Genomic DNA, 16425 nt, shown 5'->3' on the forward strand with positions numbered 1-16425 from the left:
CGGGCCCGACCCGTCCCCGGAAGCGATCGTGTCCTCCGAAGTCCTCCCGCTCACCGTCAAGTTCCCCACTCGGTCCCGTCGGGGCATCCTGCTCGGCCTGACCCTCCCGCAGCTCGTCCTGGTCTCCTCGGCACTCGCCCTGCTCCTGGTCGCCGTCGTGGCGGCAGGTCTGGTCGGCGCCATCACCCTGACGCCCCTCTGGATCGCCACCGCGGTCCTGGTCGGCGTACGGCGCGAAGGCCGGTCCCTGATCGACTGGGCCCCGCTCGTCGCCCGCTACACGAACCGCCGCCGCACCGGACAGACCTTGTGGCGGGCCCGCCCCGTTTCCCGTCCGAAGAGAGAAGGGCTGCTGCATCTGCCCGGCGCGACCGCCTCGCTGCGCGTGGCCACCGCCGAGTCCGGTGCCGCCGCCGTCCACGACCCGCACAGCCAGACCCTGACCGCGGTCGCCCGTGTCAGCTCCCGCGCCTTCGCGCTGCTCGACCCGGCCACCCAGAACTGCAACGTCGCCGCGTGGGGCCGGGCCCTTGCCGGCATCGCCCGCACCGGGCACGTCACCACCGTCCAGGTCCTGGAGCGCACGGTGCCGGACTCCGGCGACAGCCTCGCCCGACACTGGGCCGAACACGGCAACCCCAAGGCCCCCGTCGCAGGTCAGATCTACTCCGCGCTCGTGGACTCCGCAGGTCCGGCCGCCGCCCCGCACGAGGCGTACCTGGCCATCGCCCTGGATCTGAAGGCTGCCAAGCGTCTGATCAGCCAGGCCGGCGGTGGCCTCGGCGGCGCCTTCACCGTCATGGAGCAGACCACCGCCGCCATCGCCCAGGGCGCCCGCAGCGCCGGTCTCACCGTCACCGGCTGGCTCGGCGCCCGCGAGATCGCCGCCGTGCTGCGCACCGCCTACGACCCGGCTTCCACCGCTCACCTGCAGCAGTGGTCCTCCACCGGCCGGGCTGAGGCCGACCCGGCCGCCGCCGGCCCCGTCGCCCAGGTCGAGGAACCGGACCGGCTGATCACCGACAGCGCCCGGCACGCCACGTACTGGATCGAGAACTGGCCTCGCACCGAGACGAACGCGGGCTTCCTGCACGGCCTGATGTTCAGCACCGGCGTCCGCCGCGTCTTCTCCCTGATCTACGCGCCCCAGGGGATCGAGTCCGCCCTGCGGGACGTGCAGCGCCGCAAGGCCGCGATCATCGCGGACGCCTCCGAGCGCCAGCGCCGCGGCCAGGTCGACTCCGAGGCCGACAGCGTCGAGTACGCGGACGTCAAGATCCGCGAGAAGCAGCTCATCTCCGGCCACGCAGACGTCGCCCTGACCGGACTGCTCACCGTCTCTGCCGACACCGACCAGGCCCTCGACGCCGCCTGCGCCCAGATCGAGACCGCCGCCGCCGGAGCCCAAGTCGACCTGCGACGGCTGAAATTTCAGCAGGCCGACGCCTTCACCACCAGCGCTCTCCCGCTCGCCCGCAACACCCTCTGACCGGCCCGCCGCCCCGACGGCCCCTCCCAGTGAGAAGACGATGTCCCCCGACGACCGCCCCGGTGGCCCGCCCACCGGCGATGCCCACCCCTTTCTGCGGGCAGCCACCGCCGGTCTGCGCCACCACACCAGCACCATGGTTCCGGGCGAGGCCGCCCGGCCGGCCGACCGGCCCCATCTCGACGCCCTCCACGCCCACCTCACCACCGTCCACCGCCTGGTCGACCAGCTGACCGAGCACACCCGCCCCGAGCGACCCGCTGCCGGACGACACCTGGCCACCGCGCACACCCGCCTGTGGCAGGCCGCCGACTCCGTCCACGCGGCCTTCCACCTGCTGCCCGCCTCCGTCGATGACGGTGAGTGCCACCCCGAGCGGATCCCAGAAGGACCGCCGGTGCTGACCATCTGCCAGCGCCACCTCGCCGCCGTCCACGCCGTACGGCACAAGACCACCGCCGCCGACCTCGCGTCCTGACCTCCCCGACCGGAAGCGAACCGTGTCCCACCGCCGCGCCAGCGCGACCCCCCTGTTCACCCCGCACGGCATCGACCGTGCTCAGCGCCGCGCCCTGCGCAAGCAGACCGCCCGCGCTGAAGCCCGCGCCCGAACCGTCGCCGGCACCGCCACCGACCAGCAACCTGTCGAAGCCCCCTTCCCCGAGGCCGTCTACCCGCCCGCCGGGCGCCCCGGACCCGCCTCCGCCCGCGGCAGCCGCCTCAAGCTCCCGGCCCACCGCATGACCACCGCCGTCGCATCCGCCGCCTACCCCTTCCTCGCCGAAGGCGGACTCGGCGCCGACGGCGTCTACATCGGCCGCGACCTCCACGCCGAGGGCAGCTTCACCTTCGACCCTTTCTCCCTGTACGGGCGCGTCGAAGGGTTCACCAATCCCAACCTGCTGCTCGCCGGGGTGATCGGGCAGGGCAAGTCGGCGCTCGCCAAGAGCCTGGCTCTGCGCTCCGTCGCCTTCGGTTACCGGGTGTACGTGCCGTGCGACCCCAAGGGCGAGTGGACGGCCGTCGCCCAGGCCCTGGGCGGCGCCTCCATCGCCCTGGGCCCGGGCCTGCCCGGCAGGCTCAACCCACTGGACGCGGCACCGAGGCCGGCGTCGGTTCCTGAAACGGAGTGGGCGGGCGAGGTCCGAAAGCGCCAGCTGCTGCTCCTCGGCTCCCTGGCCCGCACCGTTCTCGGCCGCGAGCTGCTGCCCATGGAACACACCGTCCTCGACGTCGCGCTCGACGCCGCGGTCACCCGTGCGACCGCCTCCGGCCGCCCGCCGCTGCTCGGCGACGTCGCCCACGCGCTCGCCGACGGGCCCGGCCTCGAACTGGCCGGCGGCATGCTGGCCGGACGCCTCGGCGATGCCGCCCGCGACCTCGCCCACGCCATACGGCGCCTGGTCTTCGGCGACCTGGCCGGCATGTTCGACGCCCCGTCCACCACGGCGTTCGACCCGTACCGGCCCATGCTGTCCATCGACCTCTCACGCCTCGGCGGCACCGACGACGCCGCCCTCGTCCTTGCCATGACCTGCGCCTCGGCCTGGATGGAAGCCGCCCTCACCGACCCCCACGGCGGCCGGCGATGGGTCGTCTACGACGAGGCGTGGCGCCTGATGCGCCACCCCCCCCTCCTCATGCGCATGCAGGCCCAGTGGAAGCTCTCCCGCGGCCTGGGCATCGCCAACCTGCTGGTCATCCACCGCCTGTCCGACCTGCTCTCCGCCGGCGACGCCGGCAGCCAGAGCCGCGCGCTCGCCGAGGGCCTGCTCGCCGACTGCAGCACCCGCGTGATCTACCGACAGGAGACCGACCAGCTCGCCGCAGCCGCCGGACTGCTCGGCCTGACCTCCGTCGAGACCGGAGCCCTGTCCCACCTCACCCGCGGGCGGGGCCTGTGGAAGGTCGCCGGCCGGAGCTTCGTCGTCCAGCACCACCTCCACCCGGCCGAACTGCAGCTGTTCGACACCGACGCTCGTATCCACTGAAACGTCTGCGGGCTACCGATTTCCGCAACGCGGGCCACATCGGCCGGACACATCGCCCTCTCGCCGTGACCGCTCTCCTCTCCAAGAACCGCCGCCGACAGCCTGGAGACCCCTTGCCGGCATCCGTCCCTGACCGCCCCCTCACCGACGCGCGCGCGACCGCTTACGTACATGGGCACACCGTGGCCGAGCTCATCGACCTCCTCAATGGGCTCGAGGGGCTTGCCAAGTTCAAGACGAGCTCGATGTTGCTGGACCAGTTCCTGCACCCCACACACGGGGTCCTGGAGAAGGTCGCCGACCTTCTGGAAGCCGCCGCCGAGAAGGTACGAGAGTCGCCCAGCGACGACGGGTGGGACCTCTCCGCTGATCTCCAGTACGCCGCCGAGGAGACACGCGCCCTCGTCGGCGACCTCAACAGCGACGACCTAGTCGAACGCGCCCGCGTCCTTCGAGCGGGCCCGGCCGTCCGTACCGGGGACGCGTCCGCCGCCGTCGCGCCACGCGTCACCCTCCCGCAGTTTCCCGCAACTCCGCGACGCCGCACTCACTGAGACAGCTCAAGGAGCCCCATGGGCACACCCAGCTTCATCGCCCGCCCGACCGACACTTCGACTGGCAGCCGCTTCCGAGGGGTCTACTGCCTCTTCGACGGCTACCCGGACTACCAACTTCCACTCCTGCTCGGCGCTTTGCGCTACCGGTTCGCCGGTGACCTCAGCGCCCTGCGCCAACACCTGCTCGATGGTCCCCACGATTGGCAGGGCCTCGGGTTGGACCTCCTCCAAGGCGCCCCCAAGCACGTCCTGGACCGGCTCGACCCCCACGCCGAACGCTTCCCGAGCATGCCCCTCACCGACGTCGTCACCCTCAGCGGGGAACCCGCCGAATCCATCCCCATCACGGAGAACAACACCGATGGCGACCTGGAGTGGGGCTACGTCCTGCACGACCAGGGGATCGAGGTCATCGCCCTTACGTGGTACGACCGCGGTCCGCTCGTGAGCTGGAGCACCTCGCCGCTTGCCCGGATTCACCGCTCGCCGTTGCTCTGGGCCCCGGACAAGCCCGCTCCCATCCAGTCCCCCCGCACCGGGCTGACGCTCGTCAAGCCGCCCGGCCCGGCCCTCGCGTCACCTGCGCCGCGGCCCACCCGCTGACCACGCCGACCACAGGAGACTCCCTGTCCTCCCCGCAGATCACCGTCGTCATCGCCACCCAGCTCCGCCCCGAACGCCTCCCCTACCTGCGAGAGATGCACGCCAGCCTCACCCGGCAGACCGTGCCGTGGGAAGCGGTCCTCGTCCTCGACGGCGCCGACCCCGGACGCGTCCCGGACACGATCGCCACCGACCCGCGCGTCCGGGTCCTGGCGCTGCCCCGACCGGTCGGCGCCGCGTGCGCCCGCAACCTCGGCCTCAACGAAGTACAGACCGAGTTCATGAACTGGGCCGACGACGATGACGCCTTTCACGACTGGAGCCTGGGCGTACGGCTCGCGGCGTTCACCGACCGGCTCGGGTGGGTCGCCGGATACAGCGAGGACTGGCTGCCGGACGGCACCACCCGCCGGTGGGAGTGCCCCGCGCCGCCCGGCTTCCACGACGCCGGGGACGTGGTCACCTACTGGCCGCTCCCGCAGGACACCATCCCGATCGGGCCCACGACGATCCTGGCCCGCACGCGCCTGGTACGCGCGGCCGGCGGCATGGGCGGCCTCGTCCAGGGCGAGGACTACATGGCGGCCGTCGGCGTCACCGCCCTGGCCCCTGGCGTCCTGCTGCCCCTGCCGGTGTACAAGTACCGCAAGCACGAAGGGCAGATGACGCAGGGCACGGCGTACGACGATCTGGAGCTCGGCGCCCGGCGTCACGCCCACGCCTTCGGCCACGCCCTGCGCAACACCTTCGTCGCGGCACGGGCAGCGTGACCATGTCCGATCGTACGGAGGTGCAGCCGCGCCCCGATGCCGAGATCATCCTCTCCACCAGCGCGTCCATCGGCCTGGTCGCCATTCCCGTCGGGGAGCGGTACAGGTGGGCGGACACGGCCCTGCTCGTCACCGGCGGTTTCGAGCGGCACAAGAACGGCGTCCACTTTCTGCGCGACCTCAAGGCGATGCCGGAGGTGATGCCAGCCCTCGCCCACGCCGCGCGGCAACACCGCGTCGTTCTCAGCGCGAGCCCCCGCCCTTACCTCGGGGACTACGCGCACGAGCTGGCCATCCATCTCCCCGGTACCTGGACGGCGAAGGTCGAGGTCTACGCCCGTCCGGCGTGGCAGGAGGACTGAATGTCCCTGCTGTGGGACAGCGGCGAGCTGGCCGAGGCGATAGAGCACCGCCGCGTCCCGTACGGCGCCGTCCTGTCCAACGGTTCCGACACGGAGCTGCTCCTGATCGAGCGCCCCGGAAGCGCCCACGGGTACCTGCTCGGTGCCTGCGCGAGCAGCACCTTCGACGACAACTACCAGAACCCCCACGCGCCGGAGTCCATCACGCTGCCCACGATGCCGCGCCTGGCAGCCTCCCACGTGGCGGCGGAGTTCCTCCCGGCGTACGAGTTGGCCCTGCACGAGCGGCTGTTGGCCGCAGCCGAAGCCGGGCACGCCCGACTGGATGAGATCCACACTGCCCAAGGTGGGATCGACCAGGCCGGCCAGAACAGCGAGGAGGCCACGACCGTCTTCCGGCGGCTGCGCCCCCACGCCGCACAGCTTCTCGACCGGACGCGCAATTCCTTCGCCTTGGAGCCCGAGGACTCCGTAGTCCTGGACCGGCTGCACATCCTGCTCAACCTTCCGGGGGCGACCCACAATGCGCGTTCTTCGGTCTTCGTCCCTCCCCAGCCGCTCATGCCGGCCTCAGCCGACGAGGTCCGCCAGTGGCTCGCCGACGGCCCCCGGCTCCTCGAGCATGCCCGGCTCGCCCGTCCATCGGCGCCGGCATCCGGCCCGGGCCTCGCGCTCGCTCCGCCTCCGCCCTCCCTCGCCGGTTCGCTCGTGAACCCCCTCCGGACCCGGTGACCGTCCGGACGCCGCCCGACCCTCGCCTTTGAGGACGTACATGCCCCCGCACTTCCATTTCGGCCTGCACCCCGAGCACGGTGTCGTCGCCCGGTCAACGCCAGCGATCACGCCGCACCTGGCCAACTGGTACCTGATCCGCGAGCAGTTCGAGCCCGTCCCCGGCAGGGCGGACCTGTACCGGCTCACCAGGCCGGACCAGGACCCGCGGCGACGCGGCCGACAGGCTGTCCACGACCTCCGTCGTCACGGATTCACCGTCCAGGCCGACATCAGCCTCGATCCGGCCCGGTCTGCTCTGCCGCCCGCCCCGGCACGGAGCACCGGGCTGGCCGAACGCCGGGCCCGCATCGCCCAGGCGGCAGCGGCACGTTCCACTCAGCGCCACGCCGGCACTTCACCCTCGATCGCGGTGCAGATACCCGCCGCTGGTACCCCGCCCGTGGCCGCGGCCAGCCGGAGGCGATGACCATGACCGAAGACCAGATCGAGATCGCACGCCGTCCCGGCGGCGAGGTTGACGTCACCGGCCCGCTGGACGAGCTCGCCCTCGCGCTGCTCAAGCGGGCCGGGTTCCTGACCGAATCAACGCTGCGCGGACTGTGGGTCCGACTCCCCTTCGACATGGGCGGGTCCTGGGAGTACGAGCGCAGCCGGTGGGCTGCCGAGATGTCGACGCCGCCCGGTACCCCGTCGTGCTCGACGACAGCCTGCGGTCGATCGCTGCCCACACTCCGCGCACCCGTGCGCCGGCCCTTCGAGCCGCCCCACCTCGCCGCCGCTGAACCACGTTCCCGGAGTACACACTGACTTCCGCCCACGTCGATAACGCGCCCGTGCACGTACTGCGCAGGCCGTACGTCGCCCGATTGCTGGCGGGCACCATGATCGCGCGTCTACCCAACGGCATGGTGCCTGTCGCCCTCCTTCTCCTGGTCGCCGACCAGGGCGGGTCTCTGTCAACGGCCGCGCTCCTGTGTGCCGCGTACGGGCTGGCCTCCGCGCTCGGGCAGCCGGCCCTCGGGCGCCTGGTGGACCGCCACGGACAGACCGCCGTGACCTGGGCCTCGACCCTCCTCACCAGTCTGGCCTTGCTCACCCTGCCCCGCCTCGACTCGACCGACCAGACGGTGCTGTTCGCCGGGGCGGTCGTCCTCGCCGGGGCATCGACCCCACCGATGGAGGCGAACCTTCGGGCGCTGTGGCCGAGCGTGCTACCCGATCCGGCCCAGCGCAGAGCCGCACTCGCCCTCGACACCGGTTCGCAGGGGCTGATCTTCATCACGGGCCCGCCGCTGGTCGCCGCCCTCACCACGTTCACCGGTCCGAGTACCGCCCTGACCGCGACAGCCCTCCTCGGCCCGGTCGGCGCCGCGGCCGTCCTGACCGCCGCTCCTTCCCGCCGGTGGCGGCCGGTCAAGACCGCGCCGTCCGGCATCCTCGGACCGCTGCGCTCACCTGGGCTTGTCGCCCTCTTCGTCGCCCTGACCGGGACCGGCGTCGCTCTCGGCGCCCACACCGTGTGGGCGGTTTCGGTCGCCGAGCGCACGCATGCCGCTGCCCTCTCTGGGCTCATCCCCGCGGCGCTGTCCGTCGGCAGCCTCATCGGCGGCGCCGTCTACGGCCGGCGAACCTGGCCCGGGAGTCTCACCACCCAACTCCTGGTCGCAGCCAGCGCCTTCACGGCCGGCTGGTTGTCGCTGCTCACCAACCCCGGCCCGCTTGCGGCCGTCGCCGTCTCGGGACTGCCGGGCCTTTTCCTGACCGCACTGGTCACCAGCTCATTCCTGACCGTGGACGCCCACGCCCCGGACGGAACCGTCACCGAGGCGTACGCGTGGCTGATCGCCGCCGTCGGCATCGGCCAGGCCACGGGCACCGCGCTCGCCGGCCCGCTCGCCGCCCACTCCCAGCTGGGTGCCTGGCTCCCCGCCGCAGGCGCGCTGTTCACCCTCGCCGTGCTGACCACGGCGCGCCGCCGGATCTACGTACCCGGGCCCCCCGTACGGCGCGGTCGGCACCGCCGTGTACCGGCACACGCCGCCCGTCCCGCCTGACCGAAACCCGCCCTTTCAAGGAGACCTTCATGGCCGTACCCACAACGTTCGAGGTCGTCCACAACTGTGGCCATGTCCTCACCCATGACCTGGCAAGCCGTTCGGCCGACCAGCGCGCCGGATACGCCCGTTGGCTCGCCGCCCGTAAGTGCACCGACTGCTGGCGCTCCGACCACCAGGCGGACGCCGCCAGCTTGAAGGAGTGGCTCGCCCAGAAGCGCGCCGAGGAAGAGGCCGCCGCCACCGACTGGGAGACCCAGTTCGACATGCCGCCGCTGGAAGGCCCCGAGACGATCCTGAGCTGGGGCTCGCGCAGCCGGCATCAGCTCGTGACCCGCGCGTACACGGGACTCGTCACCGAAGGAACGTGGGACGACGCCGATTGGGCACAGCTGGAGGAGCAGATCCGGCTGGTGACCCGGGCCGGGTGGTGGGTGGACCAGCGTGATGCCGAAGGCGCCGACCTTCCGGAGCTGCTGGACGCCGCGAGCGACCGGGACCGGCCCACGGAGAACCCGTTCCGGTAGGCGCGCGGCGCGCAATATAGCGGCCAAGTCCCGGTTTCGGAAACCGGGGATTCTCCGGACCCTTTGTCTTCCACCACCGCCCCACGCCCCTGTGGAAGGACCCGTCCGTGCCGGAGACCCGCCCCGTGTATCTGCCGCCCGACCCGCTCACCCCGGAGCGGGACGTCACCCACGCCCACTTCCGGCCCGGGGAGCACGTCGTGATCCTCAAGGGCGCGGCCGAAGGGCAGCTGTGGGGCGACGCGATGAAGGTGATCACGCCGTCGTGGCACACGCCGACCGACGAGAACGGCTGGCGGCTGCTCGACCCGAACGGCGGCGACCGCTCCTACATCACCGCCCACCCCCGCTACATGGTGCACCTGTCCACCCGCTGCCCCGAGTGCCTCGTGCACCAGAAGGCCCTGCGCGAGTACCTGGTGCCGCGCGTCGGAACCGCCGGGGAGCCTGTCGACTGCCGCTGGTACTCCGTGACTGCGCTCAACCAGCTCGTCCACGTCGCCGACGCCGGCCACGCGGACCGATAGGCGGGCCAGCCGACGTCCCTCCGTACCCCGGCATCGCCCCGCCCCTACCTGTCGGCCCGACAGCGAGCGAGAACATGATCATTCATCTGTATCGGCGTGGCTTCGAAGCCGCCGATGCCCTTGCCGATGCGCTCGGTCGTCCCCTCAGCGCGGACGAAGGGCTGACGACCGAGCCCGGCGGCATCGTGGTCGCCTACTGGGACCGGCTCGACCGTTACACCGACGAGAGCCGGTACTGGACCACACCGGAGTGGGCCCAGCACCTCGCCGACCCGCTGGTCGAGCATCCCTTCGTCGCCGACCCGGACGGGTCCCGACGCGCGATCCTCCACCTGTACGTGCGCCTGCACCCGCTGGACCGGGAGCTCTCCCCGGCCGAGTGGTCCGAGATCGGCCACCGGCTTGCGCGCACGGCCGGCCTCGCTCCGCCCGGCGACGACCGAGCCTGCCGCTGGATCGCCGTACGGGACAAGGCCAACCGCATGGACCTGATCGGCAACCTCATCCGCCTCGACGGCGCCTGGGCGACCACCCCCCGCCGCCTGGCCAAGGTCCTGGAGGCGGAAGCACGGCGGATCGAAACCGACCTGCTGCTTCACACCGGGCACCCGTCAGCCCAGGACAAGGCGCCCGCACCTACCCTGCCGACTGCCGCCGCACTGCCGCGCAGGCCGACTGCGACAAGCCCGCTCGCGGGCATCCTGAACCAGCTGGCGGCCGAGCAGTCCGGGCCGATCGCGGCGGTGCGGCAGCTCGTCGAGCAGGTCGGCCGCCAAGCCGCCGCCCTGCCCGGCCACGAAACCGCCGCCGCCGGCCGGGACCTGTTCTGGGCGGCCCGCCGCCTCCACGGCGTGCAGGATCAGCTCGGACAGATCGCCACCCGCCTCGCCCCCACTCCCCCGGGCCCGGCACCCCTGCCCCCGCAAGCACCTGCCCCCTCCACGTCGGTGCAGCGATGAGCGCGGCAGGCGTGACGGCCGGACCGACGGTGGCGATCGTGCGCGATCCGGCAACCGGACTGATCACCGCGAGCGGCGGGGACGGCCTGGCCCACGGCATCCTGGAGCGCACCTTCTTCCTGCGGGAGACGCACGGGTTCACATGGCACCGACTGTCCCCCACCGTCTCTCCCGAGGAAGAGCGGAGCGTCGCCCGTATGGCCGTAGCGCGTCTCCAGGCCGCCGGGTACCGGGTCCTCGCCGATTCGGAGTTCGCTTGGGACGGCACCGAAGCGCGCTACGTGACGACGGGCCGGGAGATCGAGAACCTCGCAGGCCGCATCCGCGAGGCCGCCTCCGCGGACGAGCTCACCTACGAGCTTGCGGAGCTCACCGCCACGCACGACGGCATCCTCGCCTCACTCGGTCTCGTCCTGCACGCGCTCGCCGACGCCTACGACCGGTTCAGCGGGCCAGCCGATCCACGCTGGGGTGCCCGTCTGCGCAGCGAGGCCGAGCACGAACTCCGCCTCCTCGCGACGGAGCTGCGAAGCGTGCGCGTCAACCTCGCCGACCGCAGCGCGCCCCCGGGCCGACGCGGACCTCACCTCCCACCGCCCGCGCCGCCCGCCCCACCGACGTCTACCGCCTTCGGACGGACCCGATGACCTTCCTTCCTGTCCCCTCATCGAGGAGCCCATGTCCCTCCCCCGATCCCTTCCCGACGACGACCGCAACCTGGAGTCGTTCGCCACAGTCCTCGCCGAGATCCTTCCCGGCACCTGGACGGTCGATTACCACCAGCACCAGCGCTACGAGGACCAGTTCGAGCACGCCGAAGACGTCTGGGACCTCAACCTGGTCAGCGGCGCCATCGCCGAGTTCGTCCTGGGCCAGGACGCCCACCTCATCCGGCAGGACGGGACGCGGCTGTACGTCACGATCCGCCCGCTGCACGAGGACGAGTTCCTGGTCGCGGCCATCGCCCCGACCAGGGCAATCACCGCCGAGGCGTTCGAGGGCGTCCGCGAACCCGAGGGAATCGCTGTGCCGGCCGATCCAGAGCGGGCTGCCCACGCCGTCAACGCCGACCTCATGCCCCGCTACGAGGTCGCACTCGCCCAGGTCCGCCACGCCGCCATGAACCCTCCGCAGCCCGCCCCCCGCCCTGACACGATGGTCGTGATGACCTGGCGAGACGACGGCTTCCTCGCGGCGACGACCACGGCCCGGCCGGCCGCCGAAGTGCTGCTCGCCGAGGGCTTCGTGTGGGAGACCGCCTCGAACACGTACGTGCTGACCGGTGACGACACCCGCGCCCAGGGCCACGCGGTCCAGGCCGCCGGCGCTCGCCTCGCCCGCCTCGGCATCGGCACCGCGCTACGAACGGCCCCCCGCCCCTCAGCCGACATCGCCGTGCCAGCGCCGCAGCCCGGCGCCCGCGCCACCACGCGCAGCCGGTGACGCCCGCCCCGCGAACCCGCTCGTCCGTCCCCCCTCTCGACGCCGCCCGCCGTCCACGCCTCGCCGTCTTCCTCCTGCGCCGCTACCTGCGCACAGCGGTCATCAAGGCCGGCGGACCCGGCCCTTCCCCCGCAGGACCGGTCGCGGTCGCCAGGCCACCTACTCCCGTCCACCGTCGCATCCGCTGACCACTGTCACGGGCTTCGGACCAACGCTCTGGATCGCTCATGAACCCGCCTGTCACCGACGACGCCCTCTTCCATGCCGTCACCCAGCAGCTCGACCAGCTCACCGAACGCCTGCGGCGGGCAGACGCACAGCAAGCCGCACAGATCCTGGCGCGGGTCGTCGCCATGGAACGCGGCATCCTCAGCAAGCTGCACGATCTCGTCAGTTCCGGCAGCCGGGCCTCCCGGAACCACGCCGCAGATGGAGCGTTCCCGGCGGAGGCATGGCTGGCGTTCGGACGCGCCGCCAATACCCTGGCCAACCTCACCATCGACCTCGATCAGCACCAGGAGGTCTTCGAGCAGATCGGCAAGCAGCCACCGTCCCCGGCCACCACGCCGCAGAAGGCCACCGCGTTCGTCGCCAGAGGGCGTCACCGGTGAGCAAGCGACAACAGCAGTGGCCCGGCTGGAGTGGCCGGCAGACCGCCCAACAGCACTACTTGATCGAACCCCGCTACCTCGCCGGCGGCGGCGACCTGCGGCACGTCACCGAATACCTGCGCGCCTCCGGCTGGAGGGACAACACCCCCAGGTCCTCCGTCGCCCTCGTCTTCGACTCCCCGGACAAGACGGTCCGCGTCGCCTACCAGCCGCCGGGCGGCTGGCAGATTCACGGCGCCGCCCATGGCCAACAGCCGGCCTGGCAGGTCGCGCTCACCGCGCAAGCCCCGGTGGAAATCGTCGCCGGCCTTACCGACGCGCTGACCAAGGGCCGTTCCGCACACGCCCCGAACGTGTGGGCGCCGCTCTCCGAGCGCGGGTGGTCCACCGACACCGGCCAGGAGCACACCGCCGTCAGCCCCAACCGGGACGCCTTCGTCCAATACGTCGCCACCGGGCCGCAGCACTGGTGGATCGGCGCCCGCAACGAGCACGGGCCCGTCTGGAACCTTCAGGCGACCTCGACCACTCCCCTGTACCTCCTGCAGGCACTGACCGAGGCCCTGGCCGATCCAGATCCGGTGATGCGCCCGCGCAGCCATGTCCCGCCGAGCAACCGCATCCGCACCACCTCCGTCTCCGTGCTCCCCGACCAGCTCCGCGCCTGGCAGCAGGCCCGCATCACCGCGGCCCGCGCCGCCACGTGGGGACGGAACTGGGTCGCCGCCCGGGCCCAAACCCCCGCTCCTGCCCGATTCGCGCGCAGCCGATAACCGCGCCACCTCCGACCGGAGTCCCTTATGACCAGCCCCACCACATGCCGAACGATCAACCAGACGGTCCGCAAACGCGCTGCCGGACCTGGTGGCGTCCCTGCCCCTGCCGAACCGGACGCATGGCCGTAACCCCCGCCCAGCGGGCGTCGTACGCCTACGACCATCGCTCGAAGATCCCCTTCCACACCGCACCCCGTCACCTCGCCGGTCCCGGCGACCCCCGACATGTCACCCATGCCCTGCTCGCCGCCGGCTGGAGCATCACCTCCGCCCCCGGCGACCCCCGCACCGTGCTCGCCGTCCCCGACCAGGCCCGCCACCAGCTCGTGCTCGACCCGTTCGCGAGCCCGTGCTGGCGGATCCAGCCCGCGACTGGTCGTGGTACGCCTCCTTCGACCGGATGGTGCCCGCCGAGATCATCGCGGGTTTCACCGACCGCCTCATCGGCACACCGGGCCGCACCGACACCGGGCCTTGGCGGCTGATGGCGCAGGCGGGATGGACCGTCGAGCGACGACCCGATGGAACGCGCCAGGCCGTCTCCCCGGGCTCCCATCCGCTGCGGGTCGAACTCATCCCCGTCGGCAAGGCCGGTCCCAAGCAATCGGCTTGGCGCGTCGAAGCCCATCCTCCGTACGGCGGCGCGCGTCTGTGGCACATCTGGATCAGCGGCGCCGTCCCGGACCGTCTCCTGAACGGCCTCGTCGAGCAGCTCGTCGCCACGGCGCCCGTCGTACGAGGCATGCACGACACCGAGAGCCACGGTGCCCGGCAGGAGCTGAGCGGCATGTCCCCCGAGCAGGTGGTCGAAGCGCACTTCGCCCGGCTTGAGGCCGTCAGCCGCCGGGCCCAGGCCGAACGTCGCACGCGCCTCTCGACTTCCCTGCCCAGGCCCCTATCGAGCGCGGCACCCACGTCCGTATCCCACCGCTGAATTTTCGAAAGAACTCCGTGCCCCAACCCCCTTCGCCCGATGCATCCGCCTCGGCCCTTCGGGCCCCGCTAGCCCGCCTGTCAGCCTTCCTGCTCCGGGCGGACGACGTGACCGCCGCCTGGGAGCGGTACTCCGACGAGCACACCGATCTCGACGGCTGGCCGTACGACCAGGACACCTACGACAGACGCATGGCAGTCCGCGACGCGGCGCTCTGGCGCCTGTTCACCCCGCTGCGCGACGAAGCCGCTCATCTCCTCGATACAGCCGAAACCGTAGTCGACCAACTCGCCGGCAAGTCCGTTCAGACCCGCTGGGTATGGCAACTGGACCAGCTACGTGGCGCCTTGGAACGAATCAGCGCCGCTCAGACGGCTTTCACGGACTGGCAGGACACGTACCCGCGCACGAGCGACGAGCTCGTCGACCGTGCAAGGGCAGCCCGGGACAAGCGGGCATGGGAGGGCCTGAACGACTGGATCACCCACGGCCGCGCCATCCTGGAGATCCACGCCACCGCCCTGCGGGCCGGCCGCCCCGGCATTCGCCGCCCCTCCCCCTCCCCGGCGGCGGTCCGATCCACAGCCATCGCCCAAGCAGCGCGTCGCTGAAGCGGTCTTCGCTGGTCTCGCTTCCCCCGAGCCGCTGCTGCCGCCGCCTCAGCAGCCGGCCGGGTCCCTCCCCCCGCCGTCCCCGGTGACCACCGCCCCGAACCGAAGGAGCCACCCTGACCTCACCGTTCCCCCATCGCGCCGACCAGCACGCCGTCGCTCTCCAGGGCCTGGCGACGTTCCTGCTGCAGAGCGAGATGATCCTCGCTTCCTGGGACGCCTACTCCGAGAAGCACACCGACGCCGACGGCTACCCGTACGACGAGGAGTCGTACGGCTGGCGCAAGGTCCAGCGGGACGTCCAGACCTGGCGGGCCTTCGAGCCCGTCCGCCGATCCGCACGCGATCTGCTCGCCACAGCCACATTCCAGGTACGGCACATGGCCGCCAGCGACCTCGACTCCCGCTGGCCGTGGCAGCTGTCCGAGCTCACCAAGGCCCTCGACCGCCTGGACGCTCTCCGCGACGAATGGGCGAAGACCCGTGAGGCGGGACGGTCCTCGCCCCCGACACGCGAGCAGTTCATCGACGCCCTCGCCGAACGGAACGCCGAGGCGTGGAGCGAACTCGGCACCTGGGCCACCCAGGGGCGTGCCCTCCTCGACGTTCATTTCGCCGCCTTCAAAACCCCGGCTTCAGCCCCGACGAAAGTCCCGGGCCCCTCCCTCATGGCCACCGTCACCGCTAGCCGTCCGGCGGTGAGGCGTTGATGAGCGACATGGTCGACCAGGCGTTCATCTCGCCCCGCTACCTCGCCGGCCCCGGGGACCCCGTATGGGTCACCGTCCCCCTGCACGAAGCCGCCGGCTGGAGTCACGGGCACGAGCCGCTGCTACCCCGGGTCATCCTCTCCAGCCCGGACCAGAAGACGCTTCTGCGGCTGGAACCGGCCCCCGGCGACCAGTGGTGGCGCATCAGCCACAACGGCGGGAGCCCTTCGAACAGTTGGTACGCGTCCTTCGGCGGCCGGACGCCGGTCGAGTTGATCGCCGCGGTCACCGACATGCTCACCGACCCCGCCCACAACGAGCGTGCCCTCGTCGACCCGCTCCGGCCGCTGCGCCGGCAGGGGTGGGACACGGCGCCGTCCGGCGAGTTCCGCTCCCCGGACGGCATCGTGAAGGGCGAGCGGATCACCTTCTCTGGCTCCAGCAGTCGGTTCATCACGGCCTCCGTCGACGAGGACTCCGTGCTCTGGCAGGCGCGCTTCGACGGCCGCACCCCCGCCAGCATCGTGGCGGCCTTCACGCAGGCGCTGTCCGCTCGCGAACCGCTGCGGCGCACCCACGAGCAGCCCCTCGGTCTCCGCCGGCAAGGGATCGACCTCCGCTGGGAGCAGGTCCCAGCCGAGAGCGTCGCCTTTGCCCTCTCCGACCGCGTCGAACGCCTCGCCGCCCGCCGTACGGGTACTCCCCCGCCCGCGTCGCAGCCGCCCAGAACGGCACCCCGCCGTACCCGCTGACCGTCTCACCACCG

At 72.0% G+C, this 16425-nt stretch carries 22 protein-coding genes; all 22 read left to right on the forward strand.

Annotation, left to right across the window (positions count from 1 at the left end; all coding sequences use genetic code 11):
* The first annotated feature begins 28 nt into the window (after positions 1–28).
* The 22 genes from ACZ4VW_RS09285 (at position 29) to ACZ4VW_RS09390 (ending at position 16411) form a co-directional block, all read left to right on the forward strand.
* Positions 29–1489 (forward strand): SCO6880 family protein, encoded by a 1461-nt coding sequence (locus ACZ4VW_RS09285; protein ID WP_467960167.1) that lies wholly within the window; start codon positions 29–31, stop codon positions 1487–1489.
* 40 nt (positions 1490–1529) lie between these two features.
* A complete protein-coding gene (locus tag ACZ4VW_RS09290) occupies positions 1530–1967 on the forward strand; it encodes a DUF6238 family protein (protein ID WP_467960169.1) in 438 nt (145 codons plus the stop codon).
* Positions 1968–1989: 22 nt separating this feature from the next.
* On the forward strand, positions 1990–3480 hold the full coding sequence (locus tag ACZ4VW_RS09295) for an ATP-binding protein (protein WP_467960170.1): 1491 nt from the start codon (positions 1990–1992) through the stop codon (positions 3478–3480).
* Between the two features lie 65 nt (positions 3481–3545).
* Entirely contained in the window at positions 3546–4034 is a 489-nt protein-coding gene (locus ACZ4VW_RS09300) for a hypothetical protein (RefSeq protein WP_467960172.1), read from the forward strand.
* A gap of 18 nt (positions 4035–4052) precedes the next feature.
* Entirely contained in the window at positions 4053–4640 is a 588-nt protein-coding gene (locus ACZ4VW_RS09305) for a hypothetical protein (protein WP_467960173.1), read from the forward strand.
* 38 nt (positions 4641–4678) lie between these two features.
* Positions 4679–5410: a glycosyltransferase family 2 protein gene (locus ACZ4VW_RS09310; RefSeq protein ID WP_467960802.1), complete on the forward strand. Its 732-nt coding sequence runs from the start codon at positions 4679–4681 to the stop codon at positions 5408–5410.
* A gap of 2 nt (positions 5411–5412) precedes the next feature.
* Complete coding sequence (locus tag ACZ4VW_RS09315) at positions 5413–5772, forward strand: hypothetical protein (protein WP_467960175.1); 360 nt, start codon at positions 5413–5415, stop codon at positions 5770–5772.
* On the forward strand, positions 5773–6504 hold the full coding sequence (locus ACZ4VW_RS09320; RefSeq protein WP_467960176.1) for a hypothetical protein: 732 nt from the start codon (positions 5773–5775) through the stop codon (positions 6502–6504). It abuts the gene before it with no gap.
* 40 nt (positions 6505–6544) lie between these two features.
* The gene (locus ACZ4VW_RS09325) at positions 6545–6973 is read left to right on the forward strand and encodes a hypothetical protein (protein ID WP_467960178.1); all 429 of its coding nucleotides are present in this window, start codon (positions 6545–6547) and stop codon (positions 6971–6973) included.
* 2 nt (positions 6974–6975) lie between these two features.
* Positions 6976–7314 carry a hypothetical protein gene (locus ACZ4VW_RS09330; protein ID WP_467960180.1) on the forward strand — a complete coding sequence of 113 codons (339 nt, stop codon included), beginning with the start codon at positions 6976–6978 and terminating at the stop codon, positions 7312–7314.
* Positions 7315–7340: 26 nt separating this feature from the next.
* Complete coding sequence (locus ACZ4VW_RS09335) at positions 7341–8561, forward strand: MFS transporter (protein ID WP_467960182.1); 1221 nt, start codon at positions 7341–7343, stop codon at positions 8559–8561.
* Positions 8562–8590: 29 nt separating this feature from the next.
* Positions 8591–9088, forward strand: a complete 498-nt coding sequence (locus ACZ4VW_RS09340; RefSeq protein WP_467960184.1) for a hypothetical protein — start codon at positions 8591–8593, stop codon at positions 9086–9088.
* 107 nt (positions 9089–9195) lie between these two features.
* Positions 9196–9615: a hypothetical protein gene (locus ACZ4VW_RS09345; protein WP_467960186.1), complete on the forward strand. Its 420-nt coding sequence runs from the start codon at positions 9196–9198 to the stop codon at positions 9613–9615.
* A 74-nt stretch (positions 9616–9689) separates the two neighbouring features.
* Complete coding sequence (locus ACZ4VW_RS09350) at positions 9690–10574, forward strand: relaxase/mobilization nuclease (protein WP_467960188.1); 885 nt, start codon at positions 9690–9692, stop codon at positions 10572–10574.
* Positions 10571–11221, forward strand: coding sequence for a hypothetical protein (locus tag ACZ4VW_RS09355; protein WP_467960190.1), 651 nt, complete (start codon positions 10571–10573; stop codon positions 11219–11221). Before ACZ4VW_RS09350 ends, ACZ4VW_RS09355 begins: the two co-directional genes overlap by 4 nt.
* A 31-nt stretch (positions 11222–11252) precedes the next feature.
* Positions 11253–12017 carry a hypothetical protein gene (locus ACZ4VW_RS09360; RefSeq protein WP_467960192.1) on the forward strand — a complete coding sequence of 255 codons (765 nt, stop codon included), beginning with the start codon at positions 11253–11255 and terminating at the stop codon, positions 12015–12017.
* A gap of 227 nt (positions 12018–12244) precedes the next feature.
* On the forward strand, positions 12245–12628 hold the full coding sequence (locus ACZ4VW_RS09365; RefSeq protein ID WP_467960194.1) for a hypothetical protein: 384 nt from the start codon (positions 12245–12247) through the stop codon (positions 12626–12628).
* Positions 12625–13401 carry an SPDY domain-containing protein gene (locus tag ACZ4VW_RS09370; RefSeq protein WP_467960195.1) on the forward strand — a complete coding sequence of 259 codons (777 nt, stop codon included), beginning with the start codon at positions 12625–12627 and terminating at the stop codon, positions 13399–13401. Before ACZ4VW_RS09365 ends, ACZ4VW_RS09370 begins: the two co-directional genes overlap by 4 nt.
* A gap of 352 nt (positions 13402–13753) precedes the next feature.
* Positions 13754–14338, forward strand: a complete 585-nt coding sequence (locus ACZ4VW_RS09375; RefSeq protein ID WP_467960197.1) for a DUF317 domain-containing protein — start codon at positions 13754–13756, stop codon at positions 14336–14338.
* Between the two features lie 107 nt (positions 14339–14445).
* Positions 14446–14949, forward strand: coding sequence for a hypothetical protein (locus ACZ4VW_RS09380; RefSeq protein ID WP_467960199.1), 504 nt, complete (start codon positions 14446–14448; stop codon positions 14947–14949).
* Positions 14950–15146: 197 nt separating this feature from the next.
* Positions 15147–15659 carry a hypothetical protein gene (locus tag ACZ4VW_RS09385; protein ID WP_467960200.1) on the forward strand — a complete coding sequence of 171 codons (513 nt, stop codon included), beginning with the start codon at positions 15147–15149 and terminating at the stop codon, positions 15657–15659.
* Positions 15659–16411 carry an SPDY domain-containing protein gene (locus ACZ4VW_RS09390; protein ID WP_467960202.1) on the forward strand — a complete coding sequence of 251 codons (753 nt, stop codon included), beginning with the start codon at positions 15659–15661 and terminating at the stop codon, positions 16409–16411. Before ACZ4VW_RS09385 ends, ACZ4VW_RS09390 begins: the two co-directional genes overlap by 1 nt.
* Positions 16412–16425 lie beyond the last annotated feature (14 nt).

It is taken from the genome of Streptomyces sp. NPDC029139, from assembly GCF_055564335.1.